General features: G+C 66.6%; 17 protein-coding genes. 5 read left to right on the forward strand and 12 right to left on the reverse strand.

What is annotated here, in order from left to right; all coding sequences use genetic code 11:
- Positions 1–80 precede the first annotated feature (80 nt).
- A complete protein-coding gene (locus tag AB1I47_RS23035) occupies positions 81–320 on the reverse strand; it encodes a hypothetical protein (protein ID WP_354686031.1) in 240 nt (79 codons plus the stop codon).
- A gap of 199 nt (positions 321–519) precedes the next feature.
- Positions 520–1,725: a cupin domain-containing protein gene (locus AB1I47_RS23040; RefSeq protein ID WP_354686032.1), complete on the reverse strand. Its 1,206-nt coding sequence runs from the start codon at positions 1,723–1,725 to the stop codon at positions 520–522.
- 11 nt (positions 1,726–1,736) lie between these two features.
- On the opposite strand from AB1I47_RS23040, the gene AB1I47_RS23045 reads away from it, so the two are divergent.
- Positions 1,737–2,264: an FKBP-type peptidyl-prolyl cis-trans isomerase gene (locus tag AB1I47_RS23045; RefSeq protein ID WP_354686033.1), complete on the forward strand. Its 528-nt coding sequence runs from the start codon at positions 1,737–1,739 to the stop codon at positions 2,262–2,264.
- 99 nt (positions 2,265–2,363) lie between these two features.
- On the opposite strand, the gene AB1I47_RS23050 is transcribed toward AB1I47_RS23045, so the two are convergent.
- The 6 genes from AB1I47_RS23050 to AB1I47_RS23075 all read right to left on the reverse strand — a co-directional run bounded on the left by AB1I47_RS23050 (position 2,364) and on the right by AB1I47_RS23075 (position 9,339).
- A complete protein-coding gene (locus tag AB1I47_RS23050) occupies positions 2,364–3,440 on the reverse strand; it encodes a hypothetical protein (RefSeq protein ID WP_354686034.1) in 1,077 nt (358 codons plus the stop codon).
- Positions 3,437–6,133 (reverse strand): DNA mismatch repair protein MutS, encoded by a 2,697-nt coding sequence (gene mutS, locus AB1I47_RS23055; RefSeq protein ID WP_354686035.1) that lies wholly within the window; start codon positions 6,131–6,133, stop codon positions 3,437–3,439. Before mutS ends, AB1I47_RS23050 begins: the two co-directional genes overlap by 4 nt.
- Positions 6,134–6,403: 270 nt before the next feature.
- Positions 6,404–6,838 carry a universal stress protein gene (locus tag AB1I47_RS23060; RefSeq protein WP_354686036.1) on the reverse strand — a complete coding sequence of 145 codons (435 nt, stop codon included), beginning with the start codon at positions 6,836–6,838 and terminating at the stop codon, positions 6,404–6,406.
- A gap of 77 nt (positions 6,839–6,915) precedes the next feature.
- Positions 6,916–8,067, reverse strand: a complete 1,152-nt coding sequence (gene ppk2 / locus AB1I47_RS23065; RefSeq protein WP_407935888.1) for a polyphosphate kinase 2 — start codon at positions 8,065–8,067, stop codon at positions 6,916–6,918.
- Between the two features lie 13 nt (positions 8,068–8,080).
- Complete coding sequence (locus tag AB1I47_RS23070; protein ID WP_354686037.1) at positions 8,081–8,302, reverse strand: HP1242/YdcH family protein; 222 nt, start codon at positions 8,300–8,302, stop codon at positions 8,081–8,083.
- 215 nt (positions 8,303–8,517) lie between these two features.
- Positions 8,518–9,339 (reverse strand): inositol monophosphatase family protein, encoded by an 822-nt coding sequence (locus AB1I47_RS23075; RefSeq protein ID WP_354686038.1) that lies wholly within the window; start codon positions 9,337–9,339, stop codon positions 8,518–8,520.
- 193 nt (positions 9,340–9,532) lie between these two features.
- On the opposite strand from AB1I47_RS23075, the gene AB1I47_RS23080 reads away from it, so the two are divergent.
- Complete coding sequence (locus AB1I47_RS23080) at positions 9,533–10,420, forward strand: RNA methyltransferase (protein WP_354686039.1); 888 nt, start codon at positions 9,533–9,535, stop codon at positions 10,418–10,420.
- Between the two features lie 281 nt (positions 10,421–10,701).
- Positions 10,702–11,445 (forward strand): serine O-acetyltransferase, encoded by a 744-nt coding sequence (gene cysE, locus AB1I47_RS23085; RefSeq protein ID WP_354686040.1) that lies wholly within the window; start codon positions 10,702–10,704, stop codon positions 11,443–11,445.
- Between the two features lie 144 nt (positions 11,446–11,589).
- Here the strand turns inward: cysE and AB1I47_RS23090 are convergent, their stop codons facing one another.
- The 4 genes from AB1I47_RS23090 to AB1I47_RS23105 all read right to left on the reverse strand — a co-directional run bounded on the left by AB1I47_RS23090 (position 11,590) and on the right by AB1I47_RS23105 (position 14,374).
- A complete protein-coding gene (locus AB1I47_RS23090; RefSeq protein ID WP_354686041.1) occupies positions 11,590–12,387 on the reverse strand; it encodes a UDP-2,3-diacylglucosamine diphosphatase in 798 nt (265 codons plus the stop codon).
- Between the two features lie 66 nt (positions 12,388–12,453).
- Entirely contained in the window at positions 12,454–12,954 is a 501-nt protein-coding gene (locus AB1I47_RS23095; protein ID WP_354686042.1) for a peptidylprolyl isomerase, read from the reverse strand.
- 21 nt (positions 12,955–12,975) lie between these two features.
- Entirely contained in the window at positions 12,976–13,560 is a 585-nt protein-coding gene (locus tag AB1I47_RS23100) for a peptidylprolyl isomerase (protein WP_354686043.1), read from the reverse strand.
- 73 nt (positions 13,561–13,633) lie between these two features.
- Positions 13,634–14,374, reverse strand: coding sequence for a tetratricopeptide repeat protein (locus AB1I47_RS23105; RefSeq protein WP_354686044.1), 741 nt, complete (start codon positions 14,372–14,374; stop codon positions 13,634–13,636).
- A 272-nt stretch (positions 14,375–14,646) separates the two neighbouring features.
- Between AB1I47_RS23105 and cysS the strand changes: the two genes are divergently transcribed.
- Both cysS and AB1I47_RS23115 read left to right on the forward strand, forming a co-directional pair.
- A complete protein-coding gene (gene cysS / locus AB1I47_RS23110; RefSeq protein ID WP_354686045.1) occupies positions 14,647–16,035 on the forward strand; it encodes a cysteine--tRNA ligase in 1,389 nt (462 codons plus the stop codon).
- Entirely contained in the window at positions 16,032–16,871 is an 840-nt protein-coding gene (locus AB1I47_RS23115) for a DNA-3-methyladenine glycosylase (protein ID WP_354686046.1), read from the forward strand. Before cysS ends, AB1I47_RS23115 begins: the two co-directional genes overlap by 4 nt.
- The last annotated feature ends 4 nt before the right edge of the window (positions 16,872–16,875 follow it).

Genomic DNA, 16,875 nt, shown 5'->3' on the forward strand with positions numbered 1-16,875 from the left:
TAGTGGGGCGCAATGCAGTGGCGCCGCCCCAAATAAAAAAACCGGCCCGAAGGCCGGTTTTTTTATCGGTCAGGAACCGATTACTGCTTGGCAGCCGGAGCCGAAGCGTCAGCGGCCGGAGCCGATGCGTCAGCAGCCGGAGCCGATGCGTCAGCAGCAGCGGTCGGAGCCGTAGCAGCCGGAGCCGAAGCTTCGGCAGCCGGAGCCGTGGCAGCCGGAGCAGCCGTGTCAGCGGCCGGAGCAGCCGGTTCTTCCTTCTTGCCGCAGGCGGCGAGAGCAACAGCGGCCAGCAGCGATGCGATCAGGAGAGACTTCTTCATTGTTCGTCCTTTAACTTGTAATAACGAAAAACAGGCGATGAATAATTACCGGTAATTATCGCTCTTGTACTGCAAAATAGAGGCCCTCCCGGGTGCCGACATATGCAGTGGTCCACAGTACTAGCCAGCCGCCGATTATATCCGCGTTTTCCCGGCTTGTGTAGCGCAGAAATTTGCTGATTCGCATTGTTACGCATTATTACAGCCGCGGGCCCAATAGCAGCCATCCTTCAAGCGTCCAGTGATGGAAAGTTTCCATCAAGTCTGGCAGGTCGGCGCAGGCCACAACGTCCTCGGCACTAAGGTGGCGATAATCGGCCAGCTTTTTCAGCCAGGGCATCAGTTCGACCGGCGGCTCGTAGGCTTCGCCATTCAGAAAGAAATTGGTCCGGTCGTATAGGGCAATGGATGCCGATGCAAGAACGACGCCATGCTGGGCCGCCAGTTTCGCATAACGGCGCTGCGGAATCTCTGATATCTCGGCAAACTCGACGCCGGGCTTGGGTTCGGACAAATGGCTGCCCAGGAATTCAGACACCATCTGGCTGTTCCACTGCAGCGCCTTCAGGCGTTCGGCAACCGCCTTGGCCATGCCGGCGGGCAATTGTGCGGGACGCGCGGCGGCGCGCTCGCCGGGGTCGGCATAACGGCCGCCGAGGTCTTCGTTATCTTCCACTGTCTCCGACAACCATGCGAGGAAATGCCCCGCCAGTTCGCGGTAGGCGGGCGCGCGGAAACCAATCGAGCAGGTCATGCATTCGCCTTCGGCAATACCGTCGTGCGCATATTGCGGCGGCAGGTAAAGCATGTCGCCGGGTTCCAGCACAAATTCTTCTTCCGCACTGAAATCGGCAAGAATCTTCAGCGGCATGTCGGGCACCAGCTCCAGGCTGGTCTGCGACGAGATGCGCCAGCGCCGCCGGCCCGACACTTGCAGCAGGAACACATCGTAGGAGTCGAAGTGCGGGCCCACGCCGCCGCCGTCAGTGGCGTAGCTGATCATCAGATCATCCAGCCGCGCGTCGGGCACGAAGCGGAAGCGGCCCATCAGTTCCGCCGCGGCGGCATCGTGCAGATTCACCCCTTGTACCAGCAGGGTCCATTGCCGGGTCTTGACGCCGGGGAGGTTTTCGCGCGCAAATGGACCATGTTCGAGCTTCCAGCGGTTGCGGAAGTGCGTCACCAGGCGCGACTCGACGTCGTCGCGATCGGCAAGGTCGAAAAGGGCCTCGCGCGACACAGGTGGCACGATTTCAGGTACCGCCTGTCGAATGAGCAAGGGCTTTTGATGCCAGACATCCCGCATGAATGCAGCAGGCGTCATGCCACCAAGCAGGTCGAGCGGAGTGTCTGGATCGACGGGGCCAGGGGGCAGGGCCTGCGCGTATAATGCGGAATCGTTCATGGAGTCAAGAATTGAAAATCGCTAAGAACACGGTAGTGTCCGTGATGTACAAGCTGTCGGACGCGCAGGGCAATCTGATCGAGGAATCAGATGAAGCCATGGTCTATTTGCACGGCGGGTATGATGGCACGTTCCCCAAGATCGAGGAAGCGCTCGACGGCCATGACGCCGGCTTCGAAACCCAGCTTCAGCTTGAGCCAGAAGACGCGTTCGGTGACTACGACGCCGATCTGGTGAAGGTCGAGCCGCGCAACCGCTTCCCCGAGCCGCTGGAAGTCGGCATGCAGTTCGAAGGCATGCCCGAAGATGGCGACGAAGAAGACTCCGTCATCTACACCGTGACCGACGTGGCCGAAGACAAGGTGGTGCTGGACGGCAACCATCCGTTGGCCGGCATGGCGCTGCGCTTCTGGCTCAAGGTCTCCGAGGTACGCGAAGCCACTGCCGAGGAAATCGAGCACGGCCACGCCCATGGCGCCTCCGGCGTCGAGGTGGTGGACGAGGACGAGGACGACGATACGCCGCGTACGCTGCATTGATCCCGCTCCCCAGCGCCCCATGGAAAAGCCGGCTGATCGCCGGCTTTTTCATTTTGTGGCGGCGCTCCGTGGCGACGTTGGTTCGTTAGTGAAAGCGGTTCAGTGAACCGGCGGCGCGTCCTTGAGCGTCACCGAGAAAGGCGACGCCGCGCCCGGCGTGATCAGCAGCTCGGTCCACTGCGACACCGTGGCGGTGGGCAGCGACACGCGCGTGAAGTTCTGCAGGGTCTTGCCATTGCTGTCGCGCAGCGGCTTGTCGGTGCCGAAGCCGCCAGCATCGCCGCCTTCGCCGCCGGTCTCGCCCGCATGCACCAGCAACACCTGGCCGCGGAAGCGCGCGGTCAGATCGCGCAACTGGCGCTTGAATTCGAGGTAGCCATCGCGCGTGCGATGGCGCATGAAGCCGTCCAGCAGCGACGGCCGGCCCTTCTTCTCCCAGCCGTTGGCAAAATGCGGATCGCCGTGCGCGACCACCACGATGCCATCCATGTCGCGCTGCCGCGCCAGCGTGAACGCGCGCGCGAGCCATTGCCGGTTGGCCTCGCGGCGGTCTTCGAATTCGCTATTGCGCCCGCCTTCGTTGCGATAGTGGTTGTTGTCGCCCGGCACATTCAGGCCGACGATCAGCACATCGCCCACGCTCATGCGCATGTTCTCGCGGAAGCTGCGGAACAGCGCCTGGTCCGATTGCCGCTGCACCGGCCGCGGATTGCGGCCCAGCGTGGCGTCCTCGGGGAAGAACAGCTCGCGCAGCCGGTTCAGCCGTTCGACCGCATCGAAGCCGCCGTTGACCGGCAGCCTGCATTCAGCCCAGTCGGTCTCGCCGGGCACGTAGATAAGCGGCAGCGGCGACTGGCTCAGCAGTTGCTGGCGGCTGGTCAGCACCACATCGCTGCACGATTCCGTATCGCCCTTGATGCCGCCGGCATGGATCACCAGGTCGAGCTTGCGCTCGGCAAGGTAGTCGAACAGCGTCGCCGCATTGGCCTCGGCGGCGGGCCATTGCGGCAGGTCGGCAAGCAGCGCGATGCGCGTCACCCGCGGCTTGGGCGGCGGCTTGGGCGGCGCCTTGCCGCCGCGGCCCGCGGGCGCGGCCCAGGCCATGCCGGCCGCGCACAGCAGCGGCAGCAGCAGGGCGGTGACAGCGAGCAGGGCCCGCCGGCGCGAGGTGTTCATACGGTGTCGAACGACTCGCCGGCGAGCGCCTTGAGGCGATACAGCGCATCGAGCGCGGCGCGCGGCGTCAGGCTGTCGGGGTCCAGGTCCGCCAGCGCGTCGATGACGGCGGCCTGCTCGGGCGCCGGCGCGGCGGACAGGGTGGCCGGCGCGGTGATGTCGTCCTCTTCGTCGTCGGTCTCGGGCGTCGGCGGCGCGGCGAACAGGTCGAGCTGCGGCGTGGGCGTGGCATCGGCCGATTGCTGCTCCAGCCAGGCCAGGTGCTTGCGCGCCGCGCGGATCACCGGCTGCGGCACGCCCGCGAGCTGCGCCACCTGCAGGCCGTAGCTCTGGCTGGCGGGGCCGTCCTGCACCGCATGCAGGAACACGATGCCGTCGCCATGCTCGACCGCCGACAGGTGCACGTTGGCCGCCTGCGGGAATTCCTGCGGCAGTTGCGTCAGCTCGAAATAGTGCGTGGCGAACAGGGTATGGCTGCGGTTGTGCGACAAAAGGTGACGCGCGATCGCCCACGCCAGCGCCAGCCCGTCAAACGTGGAAGTGCCGCGGCCGATCTCGTCCATCAGCACCAGCGACGCGGGCGTGGCATGGTGCAGGATGCCGGCTGCCTCGGTCATCTCCACCATGAAGGTGGAGCGCCCGCCGGCCAGGTCGTCGGCGGCGCCGATGCGGGTGAAGATGCGGTCGATCGGACCGATCACCGCGCGCCGCGCCGGCACGTAGGCGCCCACGCAGGCCAGCAGCACGATCAGCGCGGTCTGGCGCATGAAGGTCGATTTACCGCCCATGTTGGGGCCGGTGATCAGCAGTAGCTTGCGCGCTTCATTGAGCTGGCAGGCGTTGGCGATAAACGCCACCGACTCCGCCGCGAGCTGGGCCTCTACCACCGGGTGGCGGCCCTGCACGATATCGACCACGTTCTCGGCGACGCGCACCGGCGCCGACCAGTCCAGTGTCTGCGCGCGCTCGGCCAAGGCGGCCAGCACATCGAGCCGCGCCAGCGCGCCCGCCACGCGCTGCAGCTCGCCGATATGCGGCAGCAGCGCCTGCAGCAGCCCGTCGTAGAGCTGCTTCTCGCGCGCCAGCGCGCGGTCCTGCGCCGACAGCGCCTTGTCTTCGAACGCCTTCAGCTCCGGCGTGATATAGCGCTCGGCGTTCTTCAGCGTCTGCCGGCGGCGGTAGTCGTCGGGCACCTTGTCGGCCTGGCCGTTAGTGACCTCGATATAGAAGCCATGCACGCGGTTGAACTCCACGCGCAGGTTGGCGATGCCGGTGCGGCTGCGCTCGCGCGCTTCCAGGTCGATCAGGAACTGGCCGCAGTTCTCGGAAATATCGCGCAGTTCGTCCAGATCCTTGTCGTAGCCGCGCGCGATCACGCCGCCATCGCGCACCGCGGTGGCGGGCTCATCGGCGACGGCGCGTACCAGCAGGTCCAGGCAGTCCTGCGGCACGGCCAGGTCATCGAGCGTCTGCGCCAGCAGCGTGCTGTCCTGGTCGGCGGGAATGCAGGCCTGCACGTCAGGCAGCGCCCGCAGCGTATCGCGCAGCGACGACAGGTCACGCGGACGCGCACCCAGCAGCGCCAGGCGCGCGGTGATGCGCTCGACATCGGCAAGACGGCGCAGCGCCGAGCGCAGCGCATCGGTGCCCTGGTCGATCAGCACGCCGATGGCCTGCTGGCGCGCCTGCGGCACCGCGGGGTCGCGCAGCGGGTGGTGCAGCCAGTGGCGCAGCGCGCGGCTGCCCATCGCCGTGCAGCAGGTGTCGAGCAGCGAGAACAGCGTCGGCGACTCGCCGCCGCGCAGCGTTTCAGTCAGTTCCAGATTGCGCCGCGTGGCCGAATCCAGGCCCACATACTCCGACTCACGCTCCACCTTGACGCCTTGAACATGGCGCAACGACTGGCCTTGCGTGTTGGCGGCATAGTTCAGCAGCGCACCGGCGGCGCCCAACGCCGCACCGAGGCCGACGCAGCCGAACGGGTCCAGGCTGGCAACGCCAAGCTGTTCGCGCAGCCGGCGCGTGCCGGCATCCTGGTCGAAATGCCATTCCGGCAGCCGCGTGCGAGCGCACGCCAGCGCGGGCAGTTCGATGCCATCGGCATACAGCAGTTCGGCCGGGCGGATACGCTCCAGCTCGCGGCCGAGCTGTGCCACCTCGCACTCCATCAGCCGCAGTTCGCCGCTGGCCAGGTTAAGCCACGCCAGCCCGGTCTTGCTGATGCCGCGCCGTGTGGTCTGCTGGTGCACCGCCATCAGGAAGGTATCGGCCTTGTCCGGCAGCAGCGCGCTGTCGGTCAGCGTGCCCGGCGTGACAATGCGCACCACCTTGCGCTCCACCGGTCCCTTGCTGGTGGCCGGATCGCCGATCTGCTCGCAGATCGCCACCGATTCGCCCAGCTTCACCAGCCGCGCCAGGTACTGATCGGCCGAATGGAACGGGATGCCCGCCATGCGGATCGGCACGCCATTGGAAGCGCCGCGTGCGGTCAGCGTGATATCGAGCAGCCGGGCCGCCTTTTCGGCGTCGTCGTGGAACAGCTCGTAGAAGTCACCCATGCGGTAGAACAGCAGGGTGTCGGGGTGGTCTGCCTTGATGCGAAGGTATTGCTGCATCATTGGCGTGTGGCGGCTGGCCGTTGAATCAGCCTGCGCCTGTGCCTGTTCCGGGTCTGTTTTTTTCTGCAATCCCATTGCCATTAGCCTGTCTGGCGGTGGGCTGCGCTGTGCCGCCCCGTCCGCACGATCACCGCCCTGGCGCGCTCCGGAGGGCGGCCGCGCGGGGGCCTTCAGGCTCTCAGGGCGGGGCATCCGGCGGTCTGTGGCCGTGGCGCGAGGGGGTGTTTTCGAATATGGGCGATATGGTACAGCACGGGGCAGCGGCTGCCGCGCTGCGCGGACCGGATTTGCGCGCGGCGCGTGGGGCGTCAACGCTGCGCCCTGAGCGGAAAAACCAGCGGAAACTCAGCGGAACACCAGCACCGGCACGTCGCTGTGGGTCAGCACCTTCTGCGTCTCGCTGCCCAGCAGCAGCCCGCTGATGCCCTTGCGGCCGTGCGAGGCCATGAAGATCACGTCGCAGTTCAGTTCCCGGGCGGCATTGATGATGCCGTGGTACGGCGCCATCGCCGACGAGATGTGGCCGGTGCATGGCACGCCGGCCAGCGCCGCCGCGGACTCGATCTTGCCAAGTTCCTGGCGCGCCTGCGCTTCCACGCGCTGCTGGAACACCTCGCGCTTTTCATGGCTGCTGTCGCTGGTCAGCGAGTAGGGATAGGTCTCCACGCACATATAGGGCGTCAGGCGCGCCGCGGCGGTGCGGGCGAACTGGATGGCGGCGGACACGGCTTTCTGGGAAAGCTCGGAACCGTCGACGGGCAGCAGGATGTGCTTGAACATTGGGGCCTTTTCAGTAAGGGAGGGAGAAAGGGGAAGGGAAACCTGGCCGGTGCCGCCGCACAGGCGGCGCCGCCGGTTCAGTTGGCCAGTGCGCGCCCGACAATCAGCGGATCGGGCTGGCCGATGGCGGTGGTATCGCGGTTGGCGTAAGGGAAGCGCGACAAGATGTAGCGCAGCGCATTGAGCCGCGCGCGCTTCTTGCAGTCCGAGCGGATCACGGTCCAAGGCGCATCGGCGGTGTCGGTGTGGGCGAACATCGCTTCCTTGGCGCGGGTGTAGTCCTCCCACTTGTCCAGCGAGGCGACGTCGACCGGGCTCAGTTTCCATTGCTTGAGCGGATGGATCTCTCGCTCGCGGAAGCGCCGGCGCTGTTCCTTCTGGCTGACCGAGAACCAGAACTTGAACAGGTGGATGCCGCTGCGGACCAGGTGCCGCTCGAACTCGGGTGCCTGCTGCAGGAAGTCCTGGTACTCGCGCGGCGTGCAGAAGCCCATCACGTATTCGACCCCCGCGCGGTTGTACCAGGAGCGGTCGAACAGCACGATCTCGCCGGCCGACGGCAGGTGCTGGACGTAGCGCTGGAAGTACCACTGGCCGCGTTCGGATTCGCTCGGCTTCTCCAGCGCGACCACGCGTGCGCCGCGTGGGTTCATATGTTCCATGAAGCGTTTGATGGTGCCGCCCTTGCCGGCGGCATCGCGTCCTTCGAAGACGATCACCACGCGCTGCCCGGTTTCACGCACCCAGGCCTGGAACTTGAGCAGCTCGACCTGCAGCCGGTATTTCTGCTTCTCGTAATTGCGCCGCGACATCAGGTTCAGGTACGGGTATGCACCTTCGCGCCAGCCGGGGGCCAGCTCATCGTCAGGGTGGCGCTTGCGGCCGGACTGCCAGGCCGAAGGATCGCCTTCGAGGATCAGGCTGCGCAGTTGCGCGGCTTCATCGGGAGCGAGGCCGTCAAGCAGCGTGCGCATCGTATCCAGCACGCCGGGGCCGTCCTTGCCGGCGCAACTGGCCAGGATGTCCTGCATGCTGCTGGCCGCGAGCTGCACGGCGGCGTCGACGGCCCCGCTGACTTCGTTGCGCTCGGCCGACAGCGCCGAGTTGGTCGGCAGCACGTCGCCCTTGCCGGCGGCGCGGGGGCGTTGCGGCGGTGCGGTGCCGGTGGTGGCTGCGGGGCGAAGAGGTGCGGGGCGAGGAAGTGCCGGGGTGGTGTCCTGCTCGGTCATTCCGGTCCTCCCGTCAGGCCGAGGCCGCGGCGTTGCGCAGGATGCCGTAGAGCTGGTCCTTGATGTGCAGCTTTTCCTTCTTCAGCCGCTCGATCTCGAAGGTCGAGGCCGGGATGATGCCGGCCTCCATATTGCGGATTTCCTGGTCCAGTGCATTGTGCCGATGGAACAGGCGGGCGAAGTGGGCGTCCTGCGTCTTCAGGGCTGAGATCTGGTCGCGGTACTCGGGAAACATCCTGGGCTCTCCTCTGCATGAATCCGCGCGCACGGTGCGTGGCGCATGGTTTCATTCTGGGGAGGGCAGGGCGGTGCGACCTTGACAAGGATCATGGTCGTCGGAGGTATGAGAACCGTCTGCGGGAACGGTCTGCGGCCGGAAAACAAAACGCCCGCCGGGTTGCGGCGGGCGTTGCTGCCGTGATGACCGTCAGGTCATCGGCGTGGCCTTTGTCAGGCGGCGGCGGGCTTGGCGTTGTCGAGCGAGTACGGCGACAGCAGGCGTACCATCTGGGCGAACGCCTTCGGGTTGCCCGCCAGCACTTCGCCCTGTTCCATCTGGCGCGGCTCGCCGGCGTAATTGCCGACCAGGCCGCCCGATTCGGTGATCAGCAGCATGCCGGCGGCCATGTCCCACGGCTGCAGGCCGCGCTCGAAGAAACCGTCCAGGCGGCCGCAGGCGACGTAAGCCAGGTCCAGCGCGGCCGCGCCCGGGCGGCGCAGGCCGGCGCAGCTGCGCGTCATCACCGAGAAAACTTCCAGGTACTCGTCAACGCCTTCCAGGTCGCGGTACGGGAAACCGGTGCCGATCAGGCAATCGGCCAGCTTGTCGCGGCGCGTCACGCGGATGCGGCGGTTATTCAGGAAGGCGCCGGCACCCTTGGTGGCGGTGAACAGCTCGTCGCGGGTCGGGTCGTAGACCACAGCCTGCACCGGCATGCCGCGATGGAGCTGGGCGATCGAGACCGCGTACTGGGGGAAGCCGTGGATAAAGTTGGTGGTGCCGTCGAGCGGGTCGATGACCCAGGTGTACTCGTGCGCGTCGTCGCCCTCGGCCCAGGACTGGCCGGACTCTTCCGCTAGAATGGCGTGTTCCGGGTAGGCGGCGCGGATGACCTCGATGATCGCGGCTTCGGCGGCGCGGTCCACCTCGGTAACGAAATCGTTGTGTTGCTTGCGCGAGACGCGCACCAGATCGACGTCCAGGGACGCGCGGTTGATGATGGATCCCGCCTTGCGGGCCGCCTTGATGGCGATATTGAGCATCGGATGCATGAATCTCTCCAGGCCGGCCACGACGAAGCGGCGGGGTGCTCATGGCACCGCGCGCTCGCCCATGGGCAGCGAACAACACAACGGATTGTAGAAGAACGTCGGGCGTCGCCGGCTCTGCTGTCAATGTGTCGCGAAAGTCTCGCGAGCAAGCGGAAAACCTGGCGCCGCGCCAAAGAAGAACCCCGAATTGTATATGAACCCGGCAATCGACACGAGCGGCACGAGCCAGACCCCATCCGCGGCCCAGCCTGACCCAGGCAGCAGTGACCGCGATGCCTTCGGCCGGGTGCGCTTTGTGCTGGTCGAGACCAGCCATCCGGGCAATGTCGGCTCGGTGGCACGTGCGATCAAGACCATGGGCTTCGGCAGCCTGGTGCTGGTTTCGCCGCGCGAGCCCGATGTGCTGCGCCACCCCGACGCCATCGCCATGGCCAGCGGCGCCGACGATGTGCTGGCGGCCGCCGTGATCGTCGACCGGATCGACCCGGCACTGGCGGGCGCGGCGCTGACCGTGGCCATGACTGCACGCCAGCGCGAGTTCGGCCCGCCCCGGCTGCTGCCGCGCGCCGCCGCGGAGCGCGCCTGCCAGACGCTGACCGGCAGCGGCGATATCGCCTTTATCTTCGGCAACGAGCGCTATGGCCTGCCCAACGAGGTGGTCGAGCGCTGCATGGCCGTCACGCATATCCCCGCCAATCCCGCCTATACCTCGCTGAACCTGGCGCAGGCGGTGCAGCTTGTCGCCTACGAGCTGCGGCTGGCACTGCTGGATGCGGCCGAGGCGCCTGCGGCGCCGGCGGACGCGGGCGCCAATATCGGCTATGCTGGTGAGCCGGCCACGGCCGAACAGGTCGAGGCCATGTTCGGGCATCTGCAGTCGGGCCTGGAGGCGATCGGTTTCCTCGATCCGTCCAACCCGCGCAAGCTGATGACGCGGCTGCGCCGGCTGCTGGCCCGCAGCGGCCTGGAGCGCGAGGAAGTGAATATCCTGCGCGGCATCGCCAAGCACATGCTGATCGCCGCCAAAGACAAGCCGGCCCCCGGTGCGCCTGCTGAAGGGAGCACCGCAGGGGACCAGTGACTGGAGCAAGGACAAGTGGCAGCAACCCGTAGCGATTCGATGCAGGACGATGCTGGCATGCGCGGCAAGCGCGTGTGCTGCCATCCTGCCGCTGCGGTCGCGCGCGTGCCCGGGCGATGTTGATCGCCGCTTCGCCCCAATGTCCCTGACGGCATCCGGCGCTCGAATCTCTTACACTCGCTGATTCCGTCCTCACCGGCCACCGACCTCGCCGGCGACCCTGCCCCAGGCACATGCCTCGCGTGGCGCGGCGCACGGCGCGGCAACACGACACGACCAAGATGTTCTCTCGCCTGAAGGAAGATATCGACACGATCATGCTGCGCGATCCCGCCGCGCGCAGTCGTCTCGAAGTCCTCACCTGCTACCCCGGCCTGCATGCCGTGGTGTTTCACCGTTTTGCCCACGCCTGCTGGAACTCCGGCTTTCACTGGCTGGGGCGCTGGATCTCGCACTGGTCGCGCTTCCTGACCGGCATCGAGATCCACCCGGCGGTGCGGCTGGGGCGGCGCGTATTCATCGACCACGGCATGGGCGTGGTGATCGGCGAAACCGCCGAGATCGGCGACGACTGCACCATCTACCAGGGCGTGACGCTGGGTGGCACCTCGCTGTACAAGGGCCAGAAGCGGCATCCGACGCTGGGCGCCAATGTGGTGGTGAGCGCCGGTGCCAAGGTGCTGGGTGGGTTCGTGGTGGGCGATGGCGCGCGCGTGGGCTCCAATGCCGTGGTGCTCAAGCCGGTGCCGCCGGGCGCGACCGCGGTCGGCGTGCCGGCGCGCATCATCCTGCCCGACGCGCCGGCCGCGCAGCAGGGCGCCAAGCAGGAGTTCTCGGCCTACGGCATCACGCCCAATGCGGACGATCCGGTGTCGCTGGCGCTGAAGAGCCTGATCGACAATGCGGCGCGCCAGCATGAGCGGATCGAGGCAGTGCTGGCGGCGTTGGACCGGCTTGGGGAACACCTGGAGAACACGCCGAATGATCGCTTCGATGCTAGTGAGTTGCGCAAGCTGATGAAGTGAGTGGGATAGGGGTCAAGGCCTGGCTCGCTAGTACGCGCCTGGCGCGCTGCGGGTCTGCTCCCCTCTCCCGCTTGCGGCGCGTGCGGGAGAGGGAGCAAACAGGCAGCGGTTTAGATGCTTGGGAATACCATTTGCGCGGCGTTCTCAATCCGTCTGCGGCAACAACCTGAAGCCGCCCTCAGCGAGCTCCAGCACCGCCGCCCGCGGATGCGCGCCATCCAGGTCCCAATCCGTCAGCACCCACCGCACCCCCGCGGCCTCTTCATGCCGCGCCGGCCGATGCGTGTGCCCATGCACCAGCAGCGACGCCCCGGCCGCACCAAGCAATTCGGCCGCGGCGGCAGGCGCCACATCGCCATAGATCACCGGCATGGCCGCTCCCGCGCTTCGCTGCCTTGCGCGATTGCCTTCACTATCGGCCCGCAACTTGCGCGCAATCGACAAACGCAAGCGCAGCGGCAGCGCCAGGAATACCCGCTGCACCCATCCTTTGCGCGTCCAGCGACGGAACCGGTTATAGCGTTCGTCGTCGATGCACAGCATGTCGCCGTGGCTCAGCACCACGCGCTGGCCGGCGCAATCGATGACGGTGGGATCGGGCAGCAGCTTCGCTCCTGCCGCGGCGGCAAAGCGCTTGCCCAGCAGGAAGTCCCGGTTGCCATGCATCAGGTACACCGCCACGCCGCGTGCCGACAGCGCGTGCAGCGCGTCCGCCACGCGTTGCGCGAACGGCGAGTCGGTTTCTTCATCGCCGACCCAGAATTCAAAGAAGTCGCCCAGGATGAACAATGAGCGCGCGCCGTGCGCGGCGCGCTCGAGCGTGCGCTCGAAGGCCGTGAGCGTGCGCGGCATGCCAGGCGTCAGATGCAGGTCTGAAATGAACCACGCCGGCGCCTGGACCTCGAGGGGACCGGCCACCGGCGTGTGGGAGATTGCGGTCATGCGCGGTGTCGGTAGAAAAATGCCGGCACGGGGGCGCGCACGGAACCGCAATCGATACGCATAGGCTTATTCGACGACGACAGCCTTCTCGATCACCACGTCTTCCAGCGGCACGTCCTGGTGGAAGCCCGAGCTGCCGGTGCGCACGCCCTTGATCTGGTCGACCACTTCGGTGCCCTCCACCACCTTGCCGAACACGGCGTAGCCGAAGCCCTGCGGCGTGGGCGAGGTGAAGTTCAGGAAGTCGTTGTCGACCACGTTGATGAAGAACTGCGCGGTGGCCGAGTGCGGCGCGTTGGTGCGCGCCATCGCCACGGTGTAGCGGTCGTTCTTCAGGCCGTTGCCGGCTTCGTTCTCGATCGGGGCGTCGGTGCCCTTTTGCTTCATGCCGGGCTCGAAGCCGCCGCCCTGGATCATGAAGTTCTTGATCACGCGATGGAAGATGGTGTTGTCATAGTGGCCCTTGCGCACGTACGACAGGAAGTTCTCGACGGACTTCGGTGCCTTCTCGGCGTCGAGTTCGATAGTGATGACACCCTGGTTGGTGTGGAGCTGTACCTTGGACATGGGTTTCCTCTGTTCGGTGTGTTATTTGACGACAGTGGCCGACTCGATCACGATCGGCGAGGCCGGCACATTGCGCATGGGGCCATAGGCCGTGGTCGGCACGGTCTTGATCTTGTCGATCGTGTCCATGCCTTCCACCACCTTGCCGAAGACTGCGTAGCCGTTGCCGTCCGGCTGCGGGTAGTCGAGACTCGGATTATCCACCACATTGACGAAGAACTGCGCGGTGGCCGAGTCGGGGTTGCTGGTGCGTGCCATCGCCACCGTGCCGGCCTTGTTCTTCAGGCCGCTGCGCGCTTCCAGCGGAATCGGCGCGCGCGTGGGCTTTTCCTTCATGTCGCGGTCGAAGCCGCCGCCCTGCACCATGAAGCCGTTGATCACGCGGTGGAAGATGGTGCCGCTGTAGAAGCCGCTCTTCACATATTCCAGGAAGTTGGCAACCGTCTTCGGCGCCGCATCGGGGTACAGCTCGACCGTGAACTTGCCGGCGCTGGTGACGAACTGGACGCGCTCGGCGGCCTTCTGCTGCGCGATGGCGCTGAACGACGACAGCGCCAGTGCGCTTGCCGCGACGGCGGCCAGGACGATGCGACGGGAACGGATCATATAGGAACTCCGGTAGGGCTGGATTCATGCGACCCGGCTGCGCCGCAGCCGGGCATCGCTGGGAGTGACGCCGTCAGTTGGCGGCGGGAGCGCTGGCGGGCATCTTGCGGCCCGCTGGTTTCGGTTTGCGGCCGGTGGCGGGCGCGGCCGGCGTGGCTGCTGGCGTCGCCGGCGTGACCGAAGGCGTGTCCGCAGGCGTGCCCGCGGGGCGCAGCTCGCGCAGCGCGGCACTGGCGCGGGTATCGCCCGGATTGCGGCGCAGCGCCTCGGCGTAGGCCTGCTCGGCCAGGCGGCGGTAGACATCGCCCAGGTTGGTATAGGCGATGGCAAAGGCCGGCTTGACCTCGGTGGCCAGCAGCAGTTCGGACTCGGCCCGCTTCAGGTCGCCGCGCTTGGCATAGAGCAGCGCCAGGTTGTTGTGCGGTTCGGGCAGTTCGGGGAAATCCTGCGCCATTTCGGCAAAGGCCTTGATCGCCTCGTCATCCCGGCCCAGCTGCGCCAGCGCCCAGGCGCGCTGGAAGCGGGCCTGCGCATTGCGCGGGTTGTTGGCGAGCACCCGGTCGTACCCCTTGATGGCCTCCTCGTAGCGGCGCGCGTTGGCGGCCTGCTGGGCTTCGCTCATGCCCGGGTCGAGCGAGCGGATATCGCCCACCGGTGAGGTGGGTGCCGGGATCGACAGCGGACCATGCTGCGCATGCGCAGCGCCGGCCAGCGTGGCGGCCATGGCCAGCATGGCCAGCACGGCGCGATGGCTGCGCGCACGCGCGGGGCCGCTGGATGCGGCGGGGGACGGGGAGGGCAGCAGCAGGCTCATTGAGGGCGGGTCCGTTATACTCCGCGGCATTCTAGCAAAGCGGCAAGTTGGTCACGAAGCTGGGGCATCAGTCAGGCCCAGGCCGGGCGGTGCCGGGCAGCCGACCGGTACACCGCCTTCCGGTAAGATATGGGGCGCGGCGGATTTGTGCCAGCGCCAGCCGATGCGGTCGCGGCTGGTGCCAGCGGCGCGCCCGTGGCGCGGGCGCGGCAAGGATCCGCGTTGCCTGCTGGGCGAACCCGGCAGTCTCCTCATACCACTCACTTCGTTTCATGCAGCTTCTGAACATCTACAACACGCTCGCGCGTGAGAAACAGCCATTCGTGCCGATCGAACCCGGCAAGGTCCGCATGTATGTGTGCGGCATGACCGTGTACGACTACTGTCACGTCGGCCACGCGCGCGTGATGGTGGTGTTCGACATGGTGCACCGCTGGCTGCGCGCCGCGGGCTACGACGTGACGTATGTGCAGAACATCACCGATATCGATGACAAGATCATCCGTCGCGCCGTCGAGAACGGCGAGACCATCGGCCAGCTCACCACGCGCTTCATCCAGTACATGCACGAGGATGCCGCCGCGCTGGGCGTGATCCGCCCGGACCACGAGCCACGCGCCACCGACTTCGTGCCGCAGATGCTCGACATGATCGGCAAGCTCGAAGCGAAGGGCCTGGCCTATCAGGCCAGCGACGGCGACGTCAACTATTCGGTGCGCAAGTTTGACGGCTACGGCAAGTTGTCCGGCAAGTCGCTGGAAGACCTGCGCGCCGGCGAGCGTGTCAGCGCCAACGACGCCAAGCAGGATCCGCTCGACTTCGTGCTGTGGAAATCCGCCAAGGACAGCGAGCCGCCCGAGAGCAAGTGGGCGTCGAAGTGGGGCGCCGGCCGTCCGGGCTGGCACATTGAATGCTCCGCGATGAGCTGCGCGCTGCTGGGCGAGCATTTCGACATCCATGGCGGCGGGGCGGATCTGCAGTTCCCGCACCATGAAAACGAGATCGCACAGTCCGAAGGTGCCAGCGGCAAGCCCTTCGTCAACATGTGGATGCACAACGGGTTCGTGCGTATCAACGACGAGAAAATGTCCAAGTCGCTTGGCAATTTCTTCACGATCAGGGAAGTTTTGAAGTCGTACGATGCCGAGGTCGTACGCTTCTTTATCCTGCGCGCGCACTACCGCAGTCCGCTGAACTACAGCGACGCCCACCTGGACGATGCACGCCATGCGCTGACGCGCCTGTACACCGCGCTCAAGGACAACCAGCCCGGCGGCTGCGCGGTGGACTGGGAGGAACCGCACGCAAAGCGTTTCGCCGAAGCCATGGGCGACGACTTCAACACGCCGATCGCGATGGCAGTGCTGTTCGACCTGGCCAGCGAAATCAACCGCACCGGCTCGTCTGCTGCCGCGCGCCAGCTCAAGGGCCTGGCCGGCACGCTCGGCCTGCTCGAGCGTGATCCGCATACCTTCCTGCAGGGCGGCAAGTCCGACGACGGCCCGTCGCCGCAAGAGATCGAAACGCTGATCGCCGCGCGCAAGACCGCCAAGGTCCAGCGCGACTTCGCCGAAGCGGACCGCATCCGCGCTCAACTGCTGGAAGCGGGCATCGTGCTGGAAGACAAGCCCGGCGGTGCCACCGAGTGGAGGCGTGCTTGAACGCTGCCGTGCGCAAGCCCGCCAACGCCACGCCGCCGGCCCCGACCGGCCGCGTGAAGGCGGCCGGGCCGCGGCCGGGCAAGGCCGGCGCCAAAGAGGCGCCGCTGCCCGACGGCAAGGACACCACCACGGTTTCGGCAAAGACTGCGCGCAATCACAAAGCCGTGCTGCCGGAGGCGGAGGCGGTGCCGCTGCCGGTCGAGACCGTCATCGACGCGGTGCGCCCCGCCTACTGGGACGAGGCCTGCGCCGACCTGATGAAGCGCGACCGCATCCTGCGCAAGATGATCCCGACCTACGGCCCGGCGCACCTGGTGTCGCGCGGCGACCCGTTCGTCACGCTGGCGCGCGCCGTGGTGGGTCAGCAGATCTCGGTCAAGGCGGCGCAGTCGGTGTGGGAGCGGCTGCATGCGGCCTGCCCGAAACTGACGCCGGCGCAGTTCCTGCGCGCGGGAACCGAGAAGCTGGCCGGCTGCGGACTGTCCAAGCGCAAGGCGGAATACATGATCGACCTGGCCGACCACTTCAAGGCGGGCCGGGTCCATGTCGCAGAATGGGCGCAGATGGACGACGAAGCGGTCATTGCCGAGCTGACGCAGATCCGCGGCATCGGCCGCTGGACCGCCGAGATGTTCCTGATGTTCAACCTGATGCGTCCCAACGTGCTGCCGCTCGACGACGTGGGACTGATCAATGCTATCTCTACCAACTACTTCAGCGGCGAACCCGTCACCCGCAGCGAGGCACGCGAAGTGGCGGCTAACTGGGAACCGTGGCGCACGGTCGCAACCTGGTATATGTGGCGCAGTCTCGACCCGCTGCCAGTGACGTATTAGGCAT

The organism is Cupriavidus necator (assembly GCF_040578825.1).
Classification (GTDB): Bacteria; Pseudomonadota; Gammaproteobacteria; order Burkholderiales; family Burkholderiaceae; genus Cupriavidus; species Cupriavidus necator_E.

Coding starts and splice junctions, on each gene's coding strand:
- AB1I47_RS23035 (WP_354686031.1), bottom strand. CDS start 320: ATGAAGAAGTCTCTCCTGATCGCATCGCTGCTGGCCGCTGTTGCTCTC.
- AB1I47_RS23040 (WP_354686032.1), bottom strand. CDS start 1,725: ATGAACGATTCCGCATTATACGCGCAGGCCCTGCCCCCTGGCCCCGTC.
- AB1I47_RS23050 (WP_354686034.1), bottom strand. CDS start 3,440: ATGAACACCTCGCGCCGGCGGGCCCTGCTCGCTGTCACCGCCCTGCTG.
- mutS (WP_354686035.1), bottom strand. CDS start 6,133: ATGGGATTGCAGAAAAAAACAGACCCGGAACAGGCACAGGCGCAGGCT.
- AB1I47_RS23060 (WP_354686036.1), bottom strand. CDS start 6,838: ATGTTCAAGCACATCCTGCTGCCCGTCGACGGTTCCGAGCTTTCCCAG.
- ppk2 (WP_407935888.1), bottom strand. CDS start 8,067: ATGACCGAGCAGGACACCACCCCGGCACTTCCTCGCCCCGCACCTCTT.
- AB1I47_RS23070 (WP_354686037.1), bottom strand. CDS start 8,302: ATGTTTCCCGAGTACCGCGACCAGATCTCAGCCCTGAAGACGCAGGAC.
- AB1I47_RS23075 (WP_354686038.1), bottom strand. CDS start 9,339: ATGCATCCGATGCTCAATATCGCCATCAAGGCGGCCCGCAAGGCGGGA.
- AB1I47_RS23080 (WP_354686039.1), top strand. CDS start 9,533: ATGAACCCGGCAATCGACACGAGCGGCACGAGCCAGACCCCATCCGCG.
- cysE (WP_354686040.1), top strand. CDS start 10,702: ATGTTCTCTCGCCTGAAGGAAGATATCGACACGATCATGCTGCGCGAT.
- AB1I47_RS23090 (WP_354686041.1), bottom strand. CDS start 12,387: ATGACCGCAATCTCCCACACGCCGGTGGCCGGTCCCCTCGAGGTCCAG.
- AB1I47_RS23095 (WP_354686042.1), bottom strand. CDS start 12,954: ATGTCCAAGGTACAGCTCCACACCAACCAGGGTGTCATCACTATCGAA.
- AB1I47_RS23100 (WP_354686043.1), bottom strand. CDS start 13,560: ATGATCCGTTCCCGTCGCATCGTCCTGGCCGCCGTCGCGGCAAGCGCA.
- AB1I47_RS23105 (WP_354686044.1), bottom strand. CDS start 14,374: ATGAGCCTGCTGCTGCCCTCCCCGTCCCCCGCCGCATCCAGCGGCCCC.
- cysS (WP_354686045.1), top strand. CDS start 14,647: ATGCAGCTTCTGAACATCTACAACACGCTCGCGCGTGAGAAACAGCCA.